Source organism: Alcaligenes faecalis, assembly GCF_009497775.1.
GTDB classification, from domain to species: Bacteria; Pseudomonadota; Gammaproteobacteria; order Burkholderiales; family Burkholderiaceae_B; genus Alcaligenes; species Alcaligenes faecalis_D.
Map to the genome: position 1 here is coordinate 160,770 of NZ_CP031012.1, position 17,101 is coordinate 177,870.

The 17,101-nt window shown below is 59.0% G+C and carries 13 protein-coding genes; 4 read left to right on the top strand and 9 right to left on the bottom strand.

From position 1 onward, the window contains the following. Positions 1–9: 9 nt before the first annotated feature. The 5 genes from DUD43_RS00705 to DUD43_RS00725 form a co-directional block, all read right to left on the bottom strand. A complete protein-coding gene (locus tag DUD43_RS00705; protein WP_042484787.1) occupies positions 10–1,617 on the bottom strand; it encodes a carboxyl transferase domain-containing protein in 1,608 nt (535 codons plus the stop codon). Between the two features lie 72 nt (positions 1,618–1,689). After that, complete coding sequence (locus tag DUD43_RS00710; RefSeq protein WP_035269274.1) at positions 1,690–2,871, bottom strand: acetyl-CoA C-acyltransferase; 1,182 nt, start codon at positions 2,869–2,871, stop codon at positions 1,690–1,692. Beyond that, entirely contained in the window at positions 2,864–4,675 is a 1,812-nt protein-coding gene (aceK, locus tag DUD43_RS00715; protein ID WP_228125976.1) for a bifunctional isocitrate dehydrogenase kinase/phosphatase, read from the bottom strand. Before aceK ends, DUD43_RS00710 begins: the two co-directional genes overlap by 8 nt. A gap of 69 nt (positions 4,676–4,744) precedes the next feature. After that, complete coding sequence (locus tag DUD43_RS00720; protein ID WP_063690996.1) at positions 4,745–5,923, bottom strand: isovaleryl-CoA dehydrogenase; 1,179 nt, start codon at positions 5,921–5,923, stop codon at positions 4,745–4,747. 81 nt (positions 5,924–6,004) lie between these two features. Next, complete coding sequence (locus tag DUD43_RS00725; protein ID WP_009463587.1) at positions 6,005–6,397, bottom strand: MerR family transcriptional regulator; 393 nt, start codon at positions 6,395–6,397, stop codon at positions 6,005–6,007. Positions 6,398–6,512: 115 nt separating this feature from the next. Between DUD43_RS00725 and DUD43_RS00730 the strand changes: the two genes are divergently transcribed. Together DUD43_RS00730 and metC are read left to right on the top strand one after the other, a co-directional pair. Next, positions 6,513–7,589, top strand: a complete 1,077-nt coding sequence (locus tag DUD43_RS00730) for an MBL fold metallo-hydrolase (protein WP_153228724.1) — start codon at positions 6,513–6,515, stop codon at positions 7,587–7,589. 113 nt (positions 7,590–7,702) lie between these two features. Then, complete coding sequence (metC, locus tag DUD43_RS00735) at positions 7,703–8,899, top strand: cystathionine beta-lyase (protein ID WP_153228725.1); 1,197 nt, start codon at positions 7,703–7,705, stop codon at positions 8,897–8,899. 226 nt (positions 8,900–9,125) lie between these two features. Here metC and DUD43_RS00740 read toward each other — a convergent pair whose 3' ends face one another. The 4 genes from DUD43_RS00740 to DUD43_RS00755 all read right to left on the bottom strand — a co-directional run bounded on the left by DUD43_RS00740 (position 9,126) and on the right by DUD43_RS00755 (position 16,216). Further along, the gene (locus DUD43_RS00740) at positions 9,126–9,767 is read right to left on the bottom strand and encodes a thiol:disulfide interchange protein DsbA/DsbL (protein ID WP_153228726.1); all 642 of its coding nucleotides are present in this window, start codon (positions 9,765–9,767) and stop codon (positions 9,126–9,128) included. An 89-nt stretch (positions 9,768–9,856) separates the two neighbouring features. Then, entirely contained in the window at positions 9,857–10,609 is a 753-nt protein-coding gene (locus DUD43_RS00745; protein WP_153228727.1) for an SPOR domain-containing protein, read from the bottom strand. A 14-nt stretch (positions 10,610–10,623) separates the two neighbouring features. Next, on the bottom strand, positions 10,624–12,309 hold the full coding sequence (gene argS, locus DUD43_RS00750) for an arginine--tRNA ligase (protein ID WP_153228728.1): 1,686 nt from the start codon (positions 12,307–12,309) through the stop codon (positions 10,624–10,626). Between the two features lie 121 nt (positions 12,310–12,430). Then, the gene (locus DUD43_RS00755; RefSeq protein WP_153228729.1) at positions 12,431–16,216 is read right to left on the bottom strand and encodes a phospholipase effector Tle1 domain-containing protein; all 3,786 of its coding nucleotides are present in this window, start codon (positions 16,214–16,216) and stop codon (positions 12,431–12,433) included. A 97-nt stretch (positions 16,217–16,313) separates the two neighbouring features. Between DUD43_RS00755 and DUD43_RS00760 the strand changes: the two genes are divergently transcribed. Both DUD43_RS00760 and DUD43_RS00765 read left to right on the top strand, forming a co-directional pair. Next, positions 16,314–16,661, top strand: a complete 348-nt coding sequence (locus DUD43_RS00760) for a DUF1840 domain-containing protein (RefSeq protein WP_153228730.1) — start codon at positions 16,314–16,316, stop codon at positions 16,659–16,661. Positions 16,662–16,747: 86 nt separating this feature from the next. Beyond that, positions 16,748–17,068, top strand: coding sequence for a hypothetical protein (locus DUD43_RS00765; protein ID WP_153228731.1), 321 nt, complete (start codon positions 16,748–16,750; stop codon positions 17,066–17,068). The last annotated feature ends 33 nt before the right edge of the window (positions 17,069–17,101 follow it).

A 17,101-nucleotide genomic window follows, 5' to 3' on the forward strand; every position in this document is an offset into this window, starting at 1 on the left:
CTCCTTGTCTTACATGCGGAACACGCCAAAGCGGGTGTCTTCAATAGGGGCGTTCAAGGCGGCGGACAGGCCCAGGGCCAGAACGCGCCGGGTATCCGAAGGCTGGATGATGCCGTCATCCCACAAACGCGCGGTGGCGTAGTAGGGGTGGCCTTCATGTTCGTATTGTTCGCGGATGGGGGCCTTGAAGGCTTCTTCTTCCTCGGCGCTCCAGCTTTGGCCACGAGCTTCCAGGCCATCACGGCGCACGGTAGCCAGCACGCTGGCCGCCTGTTCACCACCCATGACCGAGATACGGGCATTGGGCCAGAGGAACAGCAGGCGCGGGCTGAAGGCACGGCCACACATACCGTAGTTACCGGCACCAAAGGAGCCGCCCAGAATCACGGTGAACTTGGGCACGGCCGCGGTAGACACGGCGGTGACCAGCTTGGCGCCATGACGGGCAATCCCTTCGTTCTCGTACTTGCGGCCCACCATGAAGCCGGTGATGTTTTGCAGAAACACCAAAGGCGTCTTGCGCTGGCAGCACAGTTCAATGAAGTGCGCGCCCTTCTGTGCCGCTTCCGAGAACAGAATGCCGTTATTGGCGATGATGCCCACGGGCATGCCGTGGATATGAGCAAAGCCGGTTACCAGGGTGGTGCCAAAGCGGGCCTTGAATTCATCAAAATCCGAGTCATCCACAATGCGGGCGATCACTTCACGCACATCGTAGGGCTTGCGGGTGTCGGCCGGGATGATGCCGTTCAGTTCTTGCGGGTCGTAACGTGGCTCGCGGACTTCTTTCAGCGGCCAGGGCAGTTTTTTCTCGCGGTTCAGGCGGCCGACGCAGCGGCGTGCCAGCTCCAGCGCATGCAGATCGTTCTCGGCAAGATGGTCGGCCACGCCGGACAGACGGGTGTGCACATCGCCACCGCCCAGGTCCTCGGCGCTGACTTCTTCACCTGTTGCGGCTTTCACCAGTGGCGGGCCACCCAGGAAGATGGTGCCCTGGTCGCGCACGATGATGGACTCATCGCTCATGGCCGGAACGTAGGCACCGCCAGCGGTACACGAACCCATTACCACGGCGATCTGTGCAATGCCCTGGGCCGACATATTGGCCTGGTTGTAGAAGATGCGGCCAAAGTGGTCACGGTCCGGGAACACGTCTTCCTGGTTGGGCAGGTTGGCCCCGCCCGAGTCCACCAGGTACACGCAAGGCAGATTGTTCTGTTGGGCAATTTCCTGGGCACGCAAATGCTTCTTCACCGTCAGCGGATAGTAAGTACCGCCCTTGACCGTCGCGTCGTTGCAGACCACTACGCATTCAATGCCTGCAATGCGGCCGATGCCCGTGATGATGCCGGCACCGGGAGACTCGTTGTTATAGACATCCTGGGCAGCCAGAGGCGAGAGCTCCAGAAAGGGAGTGCCGGGATCAAGCAGACGTTCGACGCGCTCGCGGGGCAGCAGCTTGCCGCGACCCACATGGCGTTGCCGGGAGGATTCGGACCCACCCAAGGCGGTTTTCTGTAGCTTTTGGCGCAGATCAAGGATCAGGGCCTGCATGATTGAGGCGTTGTCCTGAAAGTCTTGGGAACGCGGATTGATGCGGGATTCAATAACTGACATGGCGTGCCTGGAAAGAGAACAGAGAAAAGCCCATAAAATCAGCCGGGCCGCAGCCCGGCTGATGAGCTTGCTTTAAACCAGCTCGACGGCCAGGGCGACAGCTTCGCCACCGCCAATGCACAGCGAGGCAATACCGCGCTTGCCGCCGGTCTTGCGCAGTGCGCCGATCAAGGTTGCCAGAAGGCGAGCACCCGATGCACCGATAGGGTGACCCAGGGCAGTGGCGCCACCGTGGATATTGACCTTGTCGTGCGGGATGTTCAGCTCTTTCATGGCGGCCATGGTGACCACGGCAAAGGCTTCGTTGATCTCGAACAGATCAACATCGGCCACGCTCCAGCCGGTTTTATCCAGCAGCTTCTGGATAGCGGCCACAGGTGCGGTCGTGAACCAGGCGGGTTCCTGAGCGTGCTGGGTGTGAGCCACAATGCGGGCCAGTGGCGTGGCGCCCAGTTCCTTGGCTTTCTCTTCGGTGGTGATCACCATGGCGGCGGCACCGTCCGAAATGGACGAGGCGTTGGCAGCAGTAATCGTGCCGTCTTTCTTGAAAGCGGGACGCAGCGTCGGGATTTTCTCGGGCATGGCTTTGGTGGGGGCTTCGTCCTTGGCCACAACGACATCACCCTTGCGACCAGCGATAGTGACTGGCGCAATTTCCCATTCAAAGCTGCCGTCATCGCTGGCTTGGCGAGCGCGGCGCAGCGATTCCAATGCGTAGGCGTCCTGCTCTTCGCGGCTGAATTCGTATTTGCTGGCGCAGTCTTCAGCGAACACACCCATGGCGGTGCCACGGCTGTACGCATCTTCCAGGCCGTCCATGGCCATGTGGTCATACACGGTGGAGTGACCGTAGCGGTAGCCTTCGCGGCCCTTGAGCAGCAGGTAAGGGGCATTGCTCATGCTTTCCTGACCACCTGCCACCACCACGTCCACGCTGCCTGCCTTGAGCAGGTCGTGGGCAAACATGGCGGCTTTCAGACCGGAACCGCAAACCTTGTGAATGGTGGTGCAAGCCACGCCCTGGGGCAGACCGGCGCCCAAGGCTGCCTGGCGTGCAGGGGCCTGGCCCTGACCGGCTTGCAGCACGTTACCCATGATCACTTCGTCGACCTTGTCGGCCTGAATGCCCGAGCGCTCCATGGCCGCCTTGATGGCGACGGCGCCCAGTTCGTGGGCGGCCAGATCGGACAGGCTACCCATCATGCCGCCCATAGGGGTGCGGGCGATCGAGACGATGACAACGGAATTAGTCATGAAAGACTCCTGGTTGCAAAGAGGAGACCGGCGCGCGCTTGGCAAACTCGTGCAGCTGCCGATCTTTGTTATATGGAAAAATATTTTCGATCCGACCTTGTGTCACTCGCAAGCGGCACTGAGTCCACCATTCAGGCTCCAGCAGTTCTGCGTGGTGGGCCATGAAGGCTTTGCGAATGCGCGGGTCGGTCAATAGAAAGTAGCCGAATTCTTCGGGAAATACATCGTTCGGGCCGATGGGGTACCAGGGTTCGCTGGCCATTTCGGCTTCTTCGTTAGGTGCGGGCGGGATGGCGCGGAAGTTCATCTCGCGCATGTGCTGGATTTCGTCGTAGTCATAGAAGACGACGCGGCCCAGACGGGTCACACCAAAGTTCTTGAACAGCATATCGCCTGGGAAGATGTCGGCGGCGGCCAGCTCCCGGATGGCCTTGCCGTACTGTTCCACGGCGGCATTCAGGGCGGGGTCGCTGGCCTTGTTCAGATACAGGTTCAGCGGGGTCATGCGCCGCTCAATGTAGACGTGGCGCAGCAAGATGGTGTCTTCGGACTCTTCCAGCAGGCTGGGCACTTCGCGGCGCAGCTCTTTCAGCAAGGCTTGCGAAAAACGCGCCTTGGGCAAGGCTACCTGGGCGTAATCCCAGGTGTCGGCCATGCGTCCGACACGATCATGTTTTTTGACCAGTTGGTATTTGCTGCGCACCGTGGCGTGGTCCATGCCCTGCTTTTGAATGCGGTCGCGGATCAGCTTGAACACATAGGGGTAGGACGGCAGGGTGAATACCGTCATCACCATACCGGCAATACCGGGTGCCAGATCAAAGTGATCGTGCGAGTGCGACAGGTGATGCAGAAAGTCGCGGTAGAACAGGGTCTTGCCCTGCTTCTGCAGGCCGATGGCGGTGTACAGCTCGGCCTTGGGCTTGCGGGGCAGCAGGCTGGACAGGAAGTCCACATAGGCCGACGGCGCTTCCATATCGACCAGAAAATAGGCGCGGGTAAAGCTGAACAGCGTGGACAGGTCGTCCGTGGTGTGCAGCAAGGCGTCTATATACAAGTGTCCCGAGGGGCGATGCAGGATGGCAATCGAAAACGGCAGCACTTCACCCTGATTGATCAGGCGGCCCACTACATAGGCACCCTTGTTGCGGAAGAACAGGGAGTTCAGCACCTGAATCTGGCAATCCGAGCCAATGCGCGAGCCATAGCCGCGCGGCAGACGGCGGCACAGTTGGCGCACGGCCATACGAGCCAGCGTGCGCACATCGCGCGGCAGGTCGGCAAAGGGGGCGGCCAGGCCGAAGTCGGCCAGCATACTGGTCAGGCTGGCTTCCAGACCTTCTTCGGTGGGGTAGTAGACCCGATACGAAGGCAGCGCACCGTCCAGATAATCCGTGGCAACGGCTGGTCGCACGAAAATGAATTCGTTGCGGAAGTAGTGCCGGTGCAGCACGCGGCAGGAGACGGAGTTGAAAAAGGTCTCCGCACACTCTGGCTGGCGGTGGCCCGAGAGCAAACGCACAAATTCAGCCTTGGCCTGCAACCACAATTGCTGCTGGGCCTCGTCCAGATGAGCCGGATCGGATGGCGTGGGCTGATGCAGACGCAGGTTCTGGCTAAGCATGGATGCGCATTCGCGCACCCGTGTGGCGTAGTACTCGATACGTTCGCGCGAGAGCTGCTGAATACCATGCCAGTCGCCTGATTCGTATAAAGACTTGGCGCGCTGGGCGCTGTAGCGAAACAGCGCATAGTGGCGATTGAACCCATCCAGCATGGCCTGGGCCACCTGGATAGCCGTCATCCCCGGTTTTTGAACCGGGGTGATGACGGTGGTTTCGCCAAAATCAGGGTTGGACATGCCTTTGCCTTTTTAGGCGGTTTCAGCGAACAGTTCGCGGCCGATCAGCATGCGGCGGATTTCACTGGTGCCCGCGCCGATCTCGTACAGCTTGGCATCGCGCCACAGACGGCCTGTGGGGAATTCGTTGATGTAGCCGTTGCCGCCCAGAATCTGGATGCCTTCACCAGCCATCCAGGTGGCTTTTTCAGCGCTGTACAGGATCGCGGCAGCGCAGTCTTTACGCACGGAACGCACGTGGCCTGCACCCAGACGATCCAGGTTCTTGCCCACGGCGTAGCACAGAGCGCGGCTGGCTTGCAGGGTGGTGTACATATCGGCCACCTTGCCTTGAATCAGCTGGAATTCGCCAATGGCCTGGCCGAACTGCTTGCGATCGTGGATGTAGGGAATCACCACATCCATCACCGCCTGCATGATGCCCAGCGGGCCACCGGCCAGCACGGCGCGTTCGTAGTCCAGGCCGGACATCAGTACTTTGACGCCACCGTTCAGTTGGCCCAGCACGTTTTCTTCTGGCACCTCACAGTCCTGGAACACCAGTTCGCCCGTGTGGCTGCCGCGCATGCCCAGCTTGTCCAGCTTTTGGGCAACGGAGAAACCGGCAAAATCTTTTTCGATCAGGAAGGCGGTAATGCCGCGTGCACCGGCTTGCGGGTCCGTCTTGGCGTATACCACTAGGGTGTCAGCGTCCGGGCCGTTGGTAATCCACATTTTGGAGCCATTGAGCACGTAGCGATCGCCCTTCTTTTCGGCGCGCAGCTTCATGCTGACCACGTCCGAACCGGCACCGGGCTCACTCATGGCCAGGGCACCAATATGCTCGCCGCTGATCAGCTTGGGCAGGTATTTCTGCTTCTGAGCTTCCGTACCGTTGCGGTTGATCTGGTTCACACAGAGGTTGGAGTGTGCACCGTAGGACAGGGCCACCGAGGCGCTGGCACGGGAGATTTCTTCCATTGCGATCATGTGGGCCAGATAGCCCAGGTTCGCACCACCGTATTCTTCGCTGACGGTCATGCCCAGCAAACCCATCTCACCGAACTTCTTCCACAAGTGCATGGGGAACTGGTCATCGTGATCCAGTTGAGCCGCTAAGGGGGCAATTTCGGCCTGGGAGAAGTCGGCGACAGCGTCGCGCAGCATGTCCAGGTCGGAGCCAAGATCAAAATTCAGGCCGGGCAGGCTCATGAGACACTCCGTGGAAATAAATGGGTTGTGGAATTGTATTTATATTACGTTTACGTAAACGTCATATATATGGGTTTTCCCTTATCGGGATTCCAGCTTCAACTGTTCGCTCATGGTGTGACAGATATCGAGCTGATCCTGGATTTCCTGCAAGGTCTGGTCCAGATCCTGCCGCTGGCGCTCCAGGCGCAGGCGATGCTCGTTCAATACCTCCTGATAGTGCTTAAGCTGGGAGGCCGTGTCCATCGGGGATTCATACATATTGATCAGCCGCAGAATCTCCGATAACTGCAGCCCCAGCCTTTTGCCGCGCAGGGCCAGCTTCAGGCGGGCGCGATCGCGGGGCTGATAAATGCGCTGAGTGCCTTGGCGCAGCGGGCTCAAGATTCCTTGATCTTCATAGAAGCGCAGGGTGCGGGGCGTGATGCCAAACTCGTGCGCCAGATCCGATATTGTCCAGGTTGTCGTTGTCATTTTTAGTGTGATTTACGTAAACGTAAACTATCATGCCATAGAGCCGGGGTGCGAACTAGGGCCTTTTAGTATGGTCTGCCCTTACGCCCTACAAGAGCCATTCATTGGAGCGAGCATGAATCCTAACGAACAAAAATTGAATTATCCCTGGGCAGATACCCTGCCCCCAGCGGGCGGCAGCCTGGAAGTCGCGCCGGGGGTGCGCTGGCTACGCATGCCTTTGCCCTTTGCGCTGGATCACATCAATCTGTGGCTATTGCGCGACCAAATCGATGGCCGCGAGGGCTGGACGATTGTGGACTGTGGCGTGGCTCGCCCCGAAGTGCGGGAGCTGTGGGAACAGGTTTTTCAGAATGAGCTGCAAGGCTTGCCCGTGCTGCGTGTAATCGTCACGCACATGCATCCGGATCATGTTGGTTTGGCGGACTGGCTGTGCCAGCGCTGGGATGCGCCGCTGTGGATCAGCATGACGGATTACGCGACCGCCAAGCTGTGGTCGGGTACGGGTGGACGCCAGACTGGTGCGGAAGCCGGTGGCCCGAATGGGGTGGCCGCAGAAGCGCACTTTGTCCGTCATGGCCTGCAGGATGAAAAAGCCCGCGAGCAGATTCGCAGCCGTGGGGATTACTACCCTTCGATGGTGCCTTCGGTGCCCGAGCGTTTTGTGCGCTTGATGGATGGTCAGCGTGTGGTGATTGCCGGTCGTCCCTGGCGCCTGATTGTGGGTTACGGCCATGCTCCCGAGCATATGTCCCTGTACTGTGAGGAGCTAAAGGTGCTGATCTCCGGTGACATGCTCTTGCCGCGTATCTCCACCAATATCAGCGTGTTCGATACCGAGCCTTTCGCCAATCCTTTGCCCTTGTATTTGAACTCCCTGCTGTCCTATCAGGACCTGGCCCCGGACACCCTGGTGCTGCCTTCGCACGGCAAGCCTTTCCGTGGCATGCACGAGCGTATTCGTCAGCAGCAGGAGCACCATGCCGAGCGCCTGGAGGAAGTGCTGGAAGCCTGTGCCCAGCCTTGTACCGCCGCCGACATTTTGCCCGTGCTGTTCCATCGCAAGCTGGACTCGCACCAGATGACTTTCGCCATGGGCGAGGCTATTGCCCACCTGCACGCCTTGTATTTCGACGATCGTTTGCGTCGCGAGATGGGCGAGGACGGGGTTTACCGCTTTCAGCGTATTTAAATACCGGGGCGCCTCTTAATAAGAGGGGGCAATATAGCGACTGTTGGCATAGGCGACCGGGCCTGCTGGCCTGTGGTAGCGTAGAGCTTTTCTTGCTACCGCCTGCCGACACTATGAGCTCTGATCTCGCCCTGGACACCGCCCTGCAACACACTGGTCTGGCCCCGTTCGATCCGCATACGGATGCGGCGCCGGTGGCCGTGCCCATCATGCGCACCAGTACGGTGCGCTTTCGCAATCTGGATGCCTTGGACCGTGCTCAGGCTGACAAGGCAGATCCTGAAAAACGCTCGGTTACCTACGGGCGCTCCGGTATGGATACCCATGCCGCGCTGGAGCAGGTGTTCTGTCAGCTGGAGTCTGCTACCCAGGCCTTGTTGGCACCGTCGGGCATGGCAGCCATTACCTTGGGTTTGCTGGCCTTGCTGGACTCCAGCGATCACGTGCTGATTGCCGACAGTGCGTATGGCCCGGTGCGCTATCTGGAAAAAACCGTGCTGCGTCGCATGGGCATACAGGCCACATTCTGCGCCCCGATCCCCGAGGAAATGGCCCGTCATCTGCAGGACAACACCCGCATGGTGTACGTGGAATCACCCGGTTCCTTGCTGATGCAGATGCTGGATATGCCCGCCTTGGCCGAATTTGGCCGCAAGCATGATTTGCTGCTGGTCACCGACAATACCTGGGGCTCGGGCTATATCTATCGTCCACTGGAATTGGGCTTTGATGTGTCTATCGTGGCGGGCACCAAATACGTGGCAGGCCACTCCGATTTGATGCTGGGTGCGGTGATGTCGGCCGACCCGGAGATCAACAAGCGCTTGCACGATAATCACTATGCTCTGGGCTTTTCCATCAGTGCGGACGATGCCTGGCTGGCTCTGCGTGGTGTTCGCACCCTGCCTATCCGTATGCGTGAAAGCGCCGCCAATGCCTTGAAGGTCTGCCAGTTTCTGGATAGCCGCCCTGAAGTCACCCGTATCTATCACCCGGCATGGCCGCAAGATCCAGGCCACGCTTTGTGGCAACGTGATTGCACCGGCTCTAACGGCATGTTGTCGGTGCAGCTACGGCTGAGCAATGCGCAGGCCCGTGTGTTTGTGGATGCCCTGACGCTGTTTGGTATCGGCTTTTCCTGGGGTGGCTTTGAAAGTCTGGTGCAACTGGTAGATACGAGCTTCCTGGGGGGCCACAGCTATTGGGAACAAAGTCAGGACAGTTTGGTGCGCCTGCATATCGGCCTGGAGTCCACCAAGGACTTGTGTGCCGATCTGACACAGGCTTTTGAGAAGGCGGCGCAGGCTTAGGCCTTTAACTGACTGCTCTAGCCAGGGACGCACCCTGGCTTTAATAAATGGCCCAGAATTGCAATGACGTTGGAATCCCGTATCTTCTTATAAGCCGCTGTTATCGAATTACTTACGGGCTACCGGCAGCTAATAGATCACAGATATAGAAACACCAAGGGCCCTCAAAACCGGAGCGAATCCAGTCTTGAGGGCCCTTGGCTGTATGGTTCAGCCAGATCGCTGATTAGCCATTGGTGACCATTTTCAGCAGCTCTTGAGCCTTGGTGATGCTTTCGTCGTAGCCATTGGCCAGTGCAGGCGAAGTCACAAACTTGCCACCCACGGCCAGGCTGGGTGTGCCCTGGATCTGGTAGGTGTTGGACAGTTCGTTGGCTTTATTGGCCTTGGTCTGTACGCCAAAAGAGTTGAAGGTCTGCTCGAAGCGGGCCTTGTCCACGCCTTGCTGGGCTGCCCAGGCCGTGATGGTCTTGGCATCAAAAATGCGCTCACGTTTCTGGTGAATGGCTTCAAACACCTTGGGATGCAGGTCCAGACGGTCCATGGCTTCCAGGGTGTAGTACAGCTTTTGCAGATCGGTCATGCCGGCATTGAAGGCAACAGGCACACGGCGCAGCACGACGTTGTCTGGCAGGCTCTTGGCCCAGGCTTCGACCTTGGGTTCCAGAATGGCGCAGTGTGGGCAGCTGTAGGAGAAGAACTCCAGCACTTCGGTTTTACCGACGCTGTCCGAGGGCTGAGCCGCAGGCAGGGTGACGTAGCCTTGGTTGGCTTGTTGAGCCAGCGCGCTGGTGGCGGGCAACAAGGTCGCCCCAGCCAACAGACTGGCACCGACCAGGGATCGTACAAACAATGCGTTCAGCTTCATGAATCAATTTCCTTAATGGGGAAGATGAGGTCTATGACCTGTGCAATGGCGGAAAAGTTCACCTTGGGGCTGCCTTTGGCGCAAATTGCTTAGGGCCGTACCACCGAAGTATCAATTTTTTCCTCGGCCAGACGGCTGCGTGCCCGGTTCATTTCGTCTATGCCCTTGAAGGGGCCCATGCGTACCCGATTCACCGTGCTGCCGTTGACCTGAGCGCTTTGCACCGATGCATCAAAGCCCAACATCAACAAGCGTGCCTTCATGGCTTCGGCGTCCGCATTGTTGCGGAAGGCACCTGCTTGCAGGTAGTAGGGGGTAGAGGTGGTGGCTGGCTTGGTCGCTGCCGGGGGCGCAGCAGGAGCCGGTGTGGCTGGTTTGCTGGCTGCCGGTGCCGGGGTGCTTGGAGCGGCAGGCGCTGTGGCCGGAGGCGTGACCGCAGGTGCCGCAGGAGCGGTATTGCGAGTCTCTGGCTGGCGCGCCGGTTCCGTACCCATGGCGGGCAAGGTGGCGATCAGATCACCCAAGGCATCTGGCGCCGCGGGCTTGGGCGGGATGCTGGGCAAATTGACGGGGGGCAAGGTCAAACCGGGAATGGTGTCGCCCGGCGGAGGAGTTTGTCCGCTGGAGCTGCCATACAGGTCCCGGTTCGGGTCCAGCAAGTCTCGCCCCTCAGGCAAGGCAACGGTAGGTTTGTCCCGGCTGGCCTTGTCCACAAAGGGCATGGGCACTTTGGTGACAAACAGGGCAACGGCAACCGCCGCGCCCAGACCCAGAATCAGGCCAATCAGAATGCCGGTATAGGTACCGCCGGAACTACTGGATTTTTTACGTGCTCTTGCCATATCTGCCTATGGGTTTACATACGTTCGGGTGCGGACACACCCAGCAGGTTCAGACCATTGCGAATGACTTGGGCGCAGGCCTGGGCCAGACGCAGACGGGCCAGACGCAAGGCGGTGTCGTCTACCGACACGCGCTCGGCGTTGTACCAGGAGTGGAAGTCCGCAGCGCAGTCGCGCAGCCAGAAGGCAATGTGGTGAGGAGCCAATTCGCGAGCGGATTGGGCCAGCACATCGGGGTATTCGGACAGACGCTGCATCAGGGCGATTTCGGTGGGGGCGGTCAAAGGCGTGATGTCGGCCTGAGGCACCTGATCCAGCAGTTCTGCCGACTGGTTCAACATGGAGTTGATACGGGCATGAGCGTACTGGATGTAGTAAACCGGGTTTTCTTCGCTCTTGGACAGGGCCAGATCGATATCGAATACGAATTCGGAGTCGGCACGACGCTGGATCAGGAAGAAGCGCACGGCGTCCTGGCCTACCCATTCGATCAGGTCACGCAAGGTGACGTAGCTGCCTGCGCGCTTGGAAATTTTCACTTCCTGGCCATTGCGCATGACTTTGACCATCTTGTGCAGGATGTAGGCCGGGAATTCCTTGGGGATACCCAGACCCAGACCTTGCAGGCCAGCGCGCACACGGGCAATGGTGCCGTGGTGGTCGGAGCCCTGAATATTGATGGCGTGGTGGAAACCGCGTTCCCACTTGGCCACGTGGTAGGCCACGTCCGGCACGAAGTAGGTGTAGCCGCCTTCGGATTTGCGCATCACGCGGTCTTTGTCGTCGCCTGTGCCCAGTTCGGTGGTGCGCAGCCACAGCGCGCCGTCCAGCTCGTAGGTGTGACCGGCGTCGATCAGGGCCTGCACGGTTTTTTCAACCTTGCCGGAGGTGTATAGCGAGCTTTCCAGGTAGAAGTTGTCGAACTTCAGGCCGAAAGCCTGCAAGTCCAGATCCTGTTCGCGGCGCAGGTAGGCCACGGCAAAGCGGCGGATGTCTTCCAGATTGTCCAGATCACCACTGGCGGTGACGGAGGCGCCATCGGCAGCCTGAACCGTTGCACCGGCCTGGTAGTCGCGGGCGATATCCAGAATGTAGTCGCCTTTGTAGCCGTCAGCGGGGAATTGCTCGCTGTCGGGCTCGATGCCACGGGCACGGGCATGCACGCTGGTGGTCAGGTTGTCGATCTGGTTACCGGCGTCGTTGTAGTAAAACTCGCGGGTAACGTCGTAGCCTTGCGAGCTGAACACGCGGCACAGGGAGTCGCCCAGCGCGGCCTGGCGGGCGTGGCCCACATGCAAGGGGCCGGTCGGGTTGGCCGACACGAACTCCACCATCAGTTTTTCCTGGGTAGGAGCGACGTGGCCGAAGTTCTCGCCCTGCTCGGCAATGGTCTTCAGGACAGCCTGATGCGTGGCGGTGGACAGACGGAAGTTGATAAAGCCCGGGCCGGCAATTTCCGCACCTGCCAGCAAAGCGGCGGCATTCGGATCGGCCAAGAGGGTATCGACGATTTGCTGAGCCAGCTCGCGCGGGTTGCGACCGGCTGGTTTGGCCAATTGCATGGCAATATTGCAGGCGGCATCACCGTGCGCAGCCACTTTGGGGCGCTCCAGCGTGATGTTGGGTTCAGCCTGGGGCAAGATGGCACGGACGGCAGCCTGTAGGCAGGCGATTAATTGAGATTGTTGCTCAGCAAGCATAGGAAAGGTCTGGATTGGTAGAAAGACAACTGAGGCGGGTGGTTCCCGCATCAGATGGAAGGCGCGACATTGGCCCGCCGGATAGCCCCACATGATAGCGTGATTTGACGCCAAATTCTTTTCAAGAAGCCTGGCGCTCCCATCCCAGGTGGTTATGTAACCACGTATCGTAAGCGTCCATGTCTACCCAACCCACTTGATTACCGGGGCGGATACGCCAACTGTTATGACGCTTGATCACTGTTTCCATGGATTGCTGGGTGGCCTTACCCAGACGCGGGTGCAGGTCTTGGTACATCAGGTTTCGACCCTGCCCGTGAAAGTCCACACCCCGCAAACTGCCTTTAGCTAGCCGCAGCCCAGGCAGGCGCATGTCCAGCAGAACAGGGTGACGGACGCTAAGGTCTGTGTGCGCCAGTTCCGCCAGCGTCAGGCCCGTTGCCCTGGCTTGCCAGTGCATCCAGGCCAGCGCCACTTTATCCAGATCGCTGATGGTTTCTTCGTTTTCATCAGGCAGCACGCCGCCGCCAATTTGGCTGTGTGCGCCGATAAAGGGCATTTCCACGGTGTTCATGGCCTCTGACAGGGCGCTCAAGGGGAAGTAGGCACGGTGTTCATGCATGGCGACGGCATGGGCAACCCAGCTCCAGGCGTCGGATACGCCCAGGCGATATTGGGAGTTGTTGCCGCCGCCCAGCCCGAATTGGGCCACGGTATCGAACAGTCCTAAAAAGCGGGGCGTGATGCAGGCTCGAATCGCACCGCGCTGCGGATCATTCAGCACAAACCACCCCTGTTGCACGTGATCCAGAATGCGATTGGAGAAGTCTCGTGCCAGTGCTGCTCCCCGAGAAAAACCCAGCAAATCTACAGGTGCAGCGCTCGGGGCCGGGCCTTGCTCCTGCATGCGATTCAGAAAGTTGTTCCATTGCGATTCCAGAATCCGCCCTGCTCGCCACGCGGTCAGTGCATCCCAGTTCAGGGTCACGGGATCGCCCGGCCCTTCGGCGTAATGCACCGCTCCATCCTGATACAACTGCGACAGTTTCCACACATTGCTATTGGTAATGGGGGCCTGTCGTGTGCCATCAAAGGCGAACAGAAGCAGGCCGGTGGGATCAATATGACGCAAGGGCTGTTGTTGGGCGTAACCCACGGCCTGGGTTTGTGGCCATGGGCCTAACGGGTCCGCCTCCAGATAGTGGCCGTGCTCGGGTAGATAGGTACGCAGCAGATTGTCGTGCCAGCCGGTAGCGGACTCCGTATATTGCCCCGGCAGACGTAGATTGAACTCCAGGGTTTCAAGCAAGGGTTCGGCCTGTCCAAAAGGGTTGAGGTCGGCAGCCCAGACCGGCCTGGCTTGCTGGTCGCTAATCAGCCGTACCGCACCCATCAAGTCACTATGCAGGTAGTACAGTTGCCCTTGCCCGTCTGGCTGATAAACAATCATGCCTATCGGCGTCAGCCCGGCATACAGATAGCGCCGGGAGATGAGCTGGCCGGGCGCAGCGGGTAAATCCAGTTCAGCCATCAATTGCTGACCATGAAAGAAGAAGGCGCGCTCCTGATTGCCTTGCTTGCGCCAGATGCGCTGGCCAAAGGCATCGTGCCGGTATTCGACCAAAGTGGTGTTTGCTGTTTGTACACGCTGTAAGCGACGGTTGGGACCGTAGTCCAGATTTAAGTTGCCGACGGCTTTCGCCGTGCCGGTGGAGGAACGCTGAATGGAAGCGGCTGGCTTTGGATGGCGTGCAGCAAGTGCGCCGCTGTGGTTCCAGGCCAGCCACTGTTCTGATTCCGTCTTGCCTTGGCGGAACGCGATCAGCCGGTTTTGGGCGTCGTAATGCAAAAGCCAATGGCGTGTTTGCTGTAGCAGCGGATATTCATGTCGATCCTCCAGCACCTTGCCTTGAGCATCCAGGCGGCGGGCTTGTGTCCAGACAGGTGTGCCATCCGGCTGCAAAAGCATTAAATCCACAGCTTGCCCGGTGTTGTTTGCATGGCTGATCAATTGAAGGCCATTGCCCCAGGCATAGCCCACCTCTTGTGCGTGGATCACGGTCTGGCTTTGCCCGGTTTTCGGGACCCACTCCAGAGACTGCAAACGTCCGTGTGCATCCCAGCGATAGCGCAGTTGTCCACCCTCCGGCAGGGTGTGCTGCGTCAGCCTGCGCTGTTCGTCGTACTCAAAGCGCGCGGTCCAGCTTTGGCCGGGGCTATGGCTACGTTCCAGACGGCGTTCTTGTAATAGGCCAGCCCGCAACTTCAGCCATTGCGTTTCCATGGGATGACGAATACGCAGCGCGCCAGGCCCGAGCCAGTCCAGTTCACTGCGTTCAGTTTCCTGATCTTGCTGATGTTCAAGGTTGCGCAAACGTCCCTGTTGGTCGTATTGAATCTGAAGTGAGCCTTCTCCGGCATATTCAATACGTGTCAGCTTGCCGTCCGGGTTCCAGTAGCGGGTTTCGCTTCCATGTTGCTCACTGGCCCAGCTCTGCAAGCGCCCTTTTGCATCAAGCGCCAGGCTTAGTGGCCCCCAACTGCCTTGCTTGTGCTCCAGCCGAGACAGAGTTCCATTTGCACGGCGCTGCGCGGTCCAAGGTCCGGCCTGCAACCAGCGCCCTTGTGGATCGTATTGCCACTCCGTGCTGTGGACCGGGCAGTCCTCACACAAGCGGCTTTCCAGTTTTTGTAGCCGCTGCTGGCCTTGATAAGCGCGGTAATGGAAGCGATGTCGCTCTGTGCCTATGGACCATTCACTCAGGCCCGGCTCATAGCGCGCCGTCCAGTCCTGATTGAAGGCGTGGGAGATCAAACGGCTGACTCGGCCTTGGGCGTCGTACTCCCATTGCTGGACTGGCTGAGGGGCTTGTTCCGGTGCTTGCAGGCGGCTGCCACCTAAACGGTGTGACCAAGGTGCAGGGGCCGGATGGTAGAGGCGTTGCATGCCGTCCGGACGGCTGACGCTGGCCAGCCAGATTTGCTGATCGTGCTGTTCCAGACGCAAGCGAAATGGCCCGGCCGGGGTTTTAATACTGATGGCTGTGGCTGTGGCTGTGGCTGTCGGCGCGGTTGTGGTTGCCGCCGTTGCCTTTTCTTCTTCTTCTTCTTCTTCTTCTTCTTCTTCTGCTGCTGCTGCTGCTGCCGTTTCCGCTGTCGTTATCACCGTTGTGACATTAGCTAGGGGCCTGGTTTTGGTTTGAGCTGGTCTTGGAGTCTGGGCCTGAGCCTGAGTTTGGTTTTGCTCTTGCCCTTGTCCTTGTCCCGGCCCCTGCCCCTGTGGCGACACCTGCTCCTGCGCTTGGTTTTTCCAGTCAAACACCAGCGTTTGGCCCAAATGATTACGTACAGTTTTAATCGCATACGCATGTGGATGCGTGTCCGGAAAGCGCTCTATATCCAGCCACTGCTGGGTCGAAACCCGCACATGGATCAACCAGCCCTGCTCGTCAAACCGTAGAATCAAACCGTTCGGCCCCTGCCAGAACCAGCCCGTACTTTGCTCCTGTGCTGGCGGGTACAAGCGAGTCTGTCGCCCATCTGGCATGAACAAGGCATGGCCTTGCTGCCGCAATTGCAGGTCGTAATTCAAGGCCCAGCCAGTTTGTCCAAGAGTCGGCGTAGGATTGCGTCCCTGCCCATTCCAGTGACGCTGCAATTGCAGCAAGGGCCAGGCCTGGCTTAATGGCAGGTCCGTATCGCTTTGGTATTTCTGACCGCTCAGTAAATCCACTGGATTGAGCAAACCCATATCTGCTGCGGGCTCGCCCTGTTCTCCCAAGGCCGCTGCCGGCGCACAGCGGGTGGATGACGGGGGCAAGGGACATTCAAGCGAGCTTTGTGACCAGGCCAGGGATGGCAAGGTGATCAAGAGCAAGATTAGCCAAGACAGGAGTGCGGCTGGCATGAAGGACTCTCCAAGACGGGGAAAATCCTGCTATCTTGCAGGGGTGTGTATCCTGAAAGTCGAATCGGAAACACAAAGATCCATAAGGAGAAACCGTATGCTAGTCGTCTTTAAAAGCAAAGCCGCCGCCGATGTTCTGATGTTCTCTGAACATGCCATGCCTATTCTCCGGGCCGCGGGGCGCTCCTATCCTGATGGTTTGCCCGAGCGTGGCGTGTTCACGGCAGAGCAACTGTCCGAAGCCATTGGCAATATCGAGCGAGCGATCGGGCAAGACCGGGAAAACAAGCATTCGCCCCACGAGGACGAAGACGAGGACAAGGAACACCCGATTTCGCAGGCCGTGAGCTTCAGCCAACGTGCCTATCCTTTGCTGGATATGTTGCGCCAGGCGAATAACACCGGCGTGCCGGTGATGTGGGAACCGGCAGATAGTTCCTGGTAGTCCCTGGAATGTCGGCCTGCCGACAATTTGGCAGGCCTTCTTTGCTTAAGCTCCAAAGTTGATCTATTTTTTTTCGGAGATCGTCTATGAGCGCTATGGTGCTTGTGATCTTTAGTCCTCGCCAGCACATAGAGCTGGTCACTCCTATACAAACCATTGATCCGGACAGCGGCAAGCAATCGCGCGACTGGTTCGATCGCACCTGGCAAGAGCTGGGCTGTGAACCTCTGCGCGCCAGCGGCAAAGTGCTGTTGCTGGACAAGATTATGGGCGTGGCTGATGCCCTGGGTTACACGCTGCTGTCGCAAGACGATGAGCGCGCCCAGGAGTTTGCGCGCCATTGCTTGCAAGCGGTGGGCTCCATGCAGGTCACCGTGGACTTGCCGGGCCTGGCGGTCACGTACTGATCAGGTTCAAGGCAATGGGAAACCGGCTCTGTG

Coding starts and splice junctions, on each gene's coding strand:
- DUD43_RS00705 (WP_042484787.1), bottom strand. CDS start 1,617: ATGTCAGTTATTGAATCCCGCATCAATCCGCGTTCCCAAGACTTTCAG.
- DUD43_RS00710 (WP_035269274.1), bottom strand. CDS start 2,871: ATGACTAATTCCGTTGTCATCGTCTCGATCGCCCGCACCCCTATGGGC.
- aceK (WP_228125976.1), bottom strand. CDS start 4,675: ATGACGGCTATCCAGGTGGCCCAGGCCATGCTGGATGGGTTCAATCGC.
- DUD43_RS00720 (WP_063690996.1), bottom strand. CDS start 5,923: ATGAGCCTGCCCGGCCTGAATTTTGATCTTGGCTCCGACCTGGACATG.
- DUD43_RS00725 (WP_009463587.1), bottom strand. CDS start 6,397: ATGACAACGACAACCTGGACAATATCGGATCTGGCGCACGAGTTTGGC.
- DUD43_RS00730 (WP_153228724.1), top strand. CDS start 6,513: ATGAATCCTAACGAACAAAAATTGAATTATCCCTGGGCAGATACCCTG.
- metC (WP_153228725.1), top strand. CDS start 7,703: ATGAGCTCTGATCTCGCCCTGGACACCGCCCTGCAACACACTGGTCTG.
- DUD43_RS00740 (WP_153228726.1), bottom strand. CDS start 9,767: ATGAAGCTGAACGCATTGTTTGTACGATCCCTGGTCGGTGCCAGTCTG.
- DUD43_RS00745 (WP_153228727.1), bottom strand. CDS start 10,609: ATGGCAAGAGCACGTAAAAAATCCAGTAGTTCCGGCGGTACCTATACC.
- argS (WP_153228728.1), bottom strand. CDS start 12,309: ATGCTTGCTGAGCAACAATCTCAATTAATCGCCTGCCTACAGGCTGCC.
- DUD43_RS00755 (WP_153228729.1), bottom strand. CDS start 16,216: ATGCCAGCCGCACTCCTGTCTTGGCTAATCTTGCTCTTGATCACCTTG.
- DUD43_RS00760 (WP_153228730.1), top strand. CDS start 16,314: ATGCTAGTCGTCTTTAAAAGCAAAGCCGCCGCCGATGTTCTGATGTTC.
- DUD43_RS00765 (WP_153228731.1), top strand. CDS start 16,748: ATGAGCGCTATGGTGCTTGTGATCTTTAGTCCTCGCCAGCACATAGAG.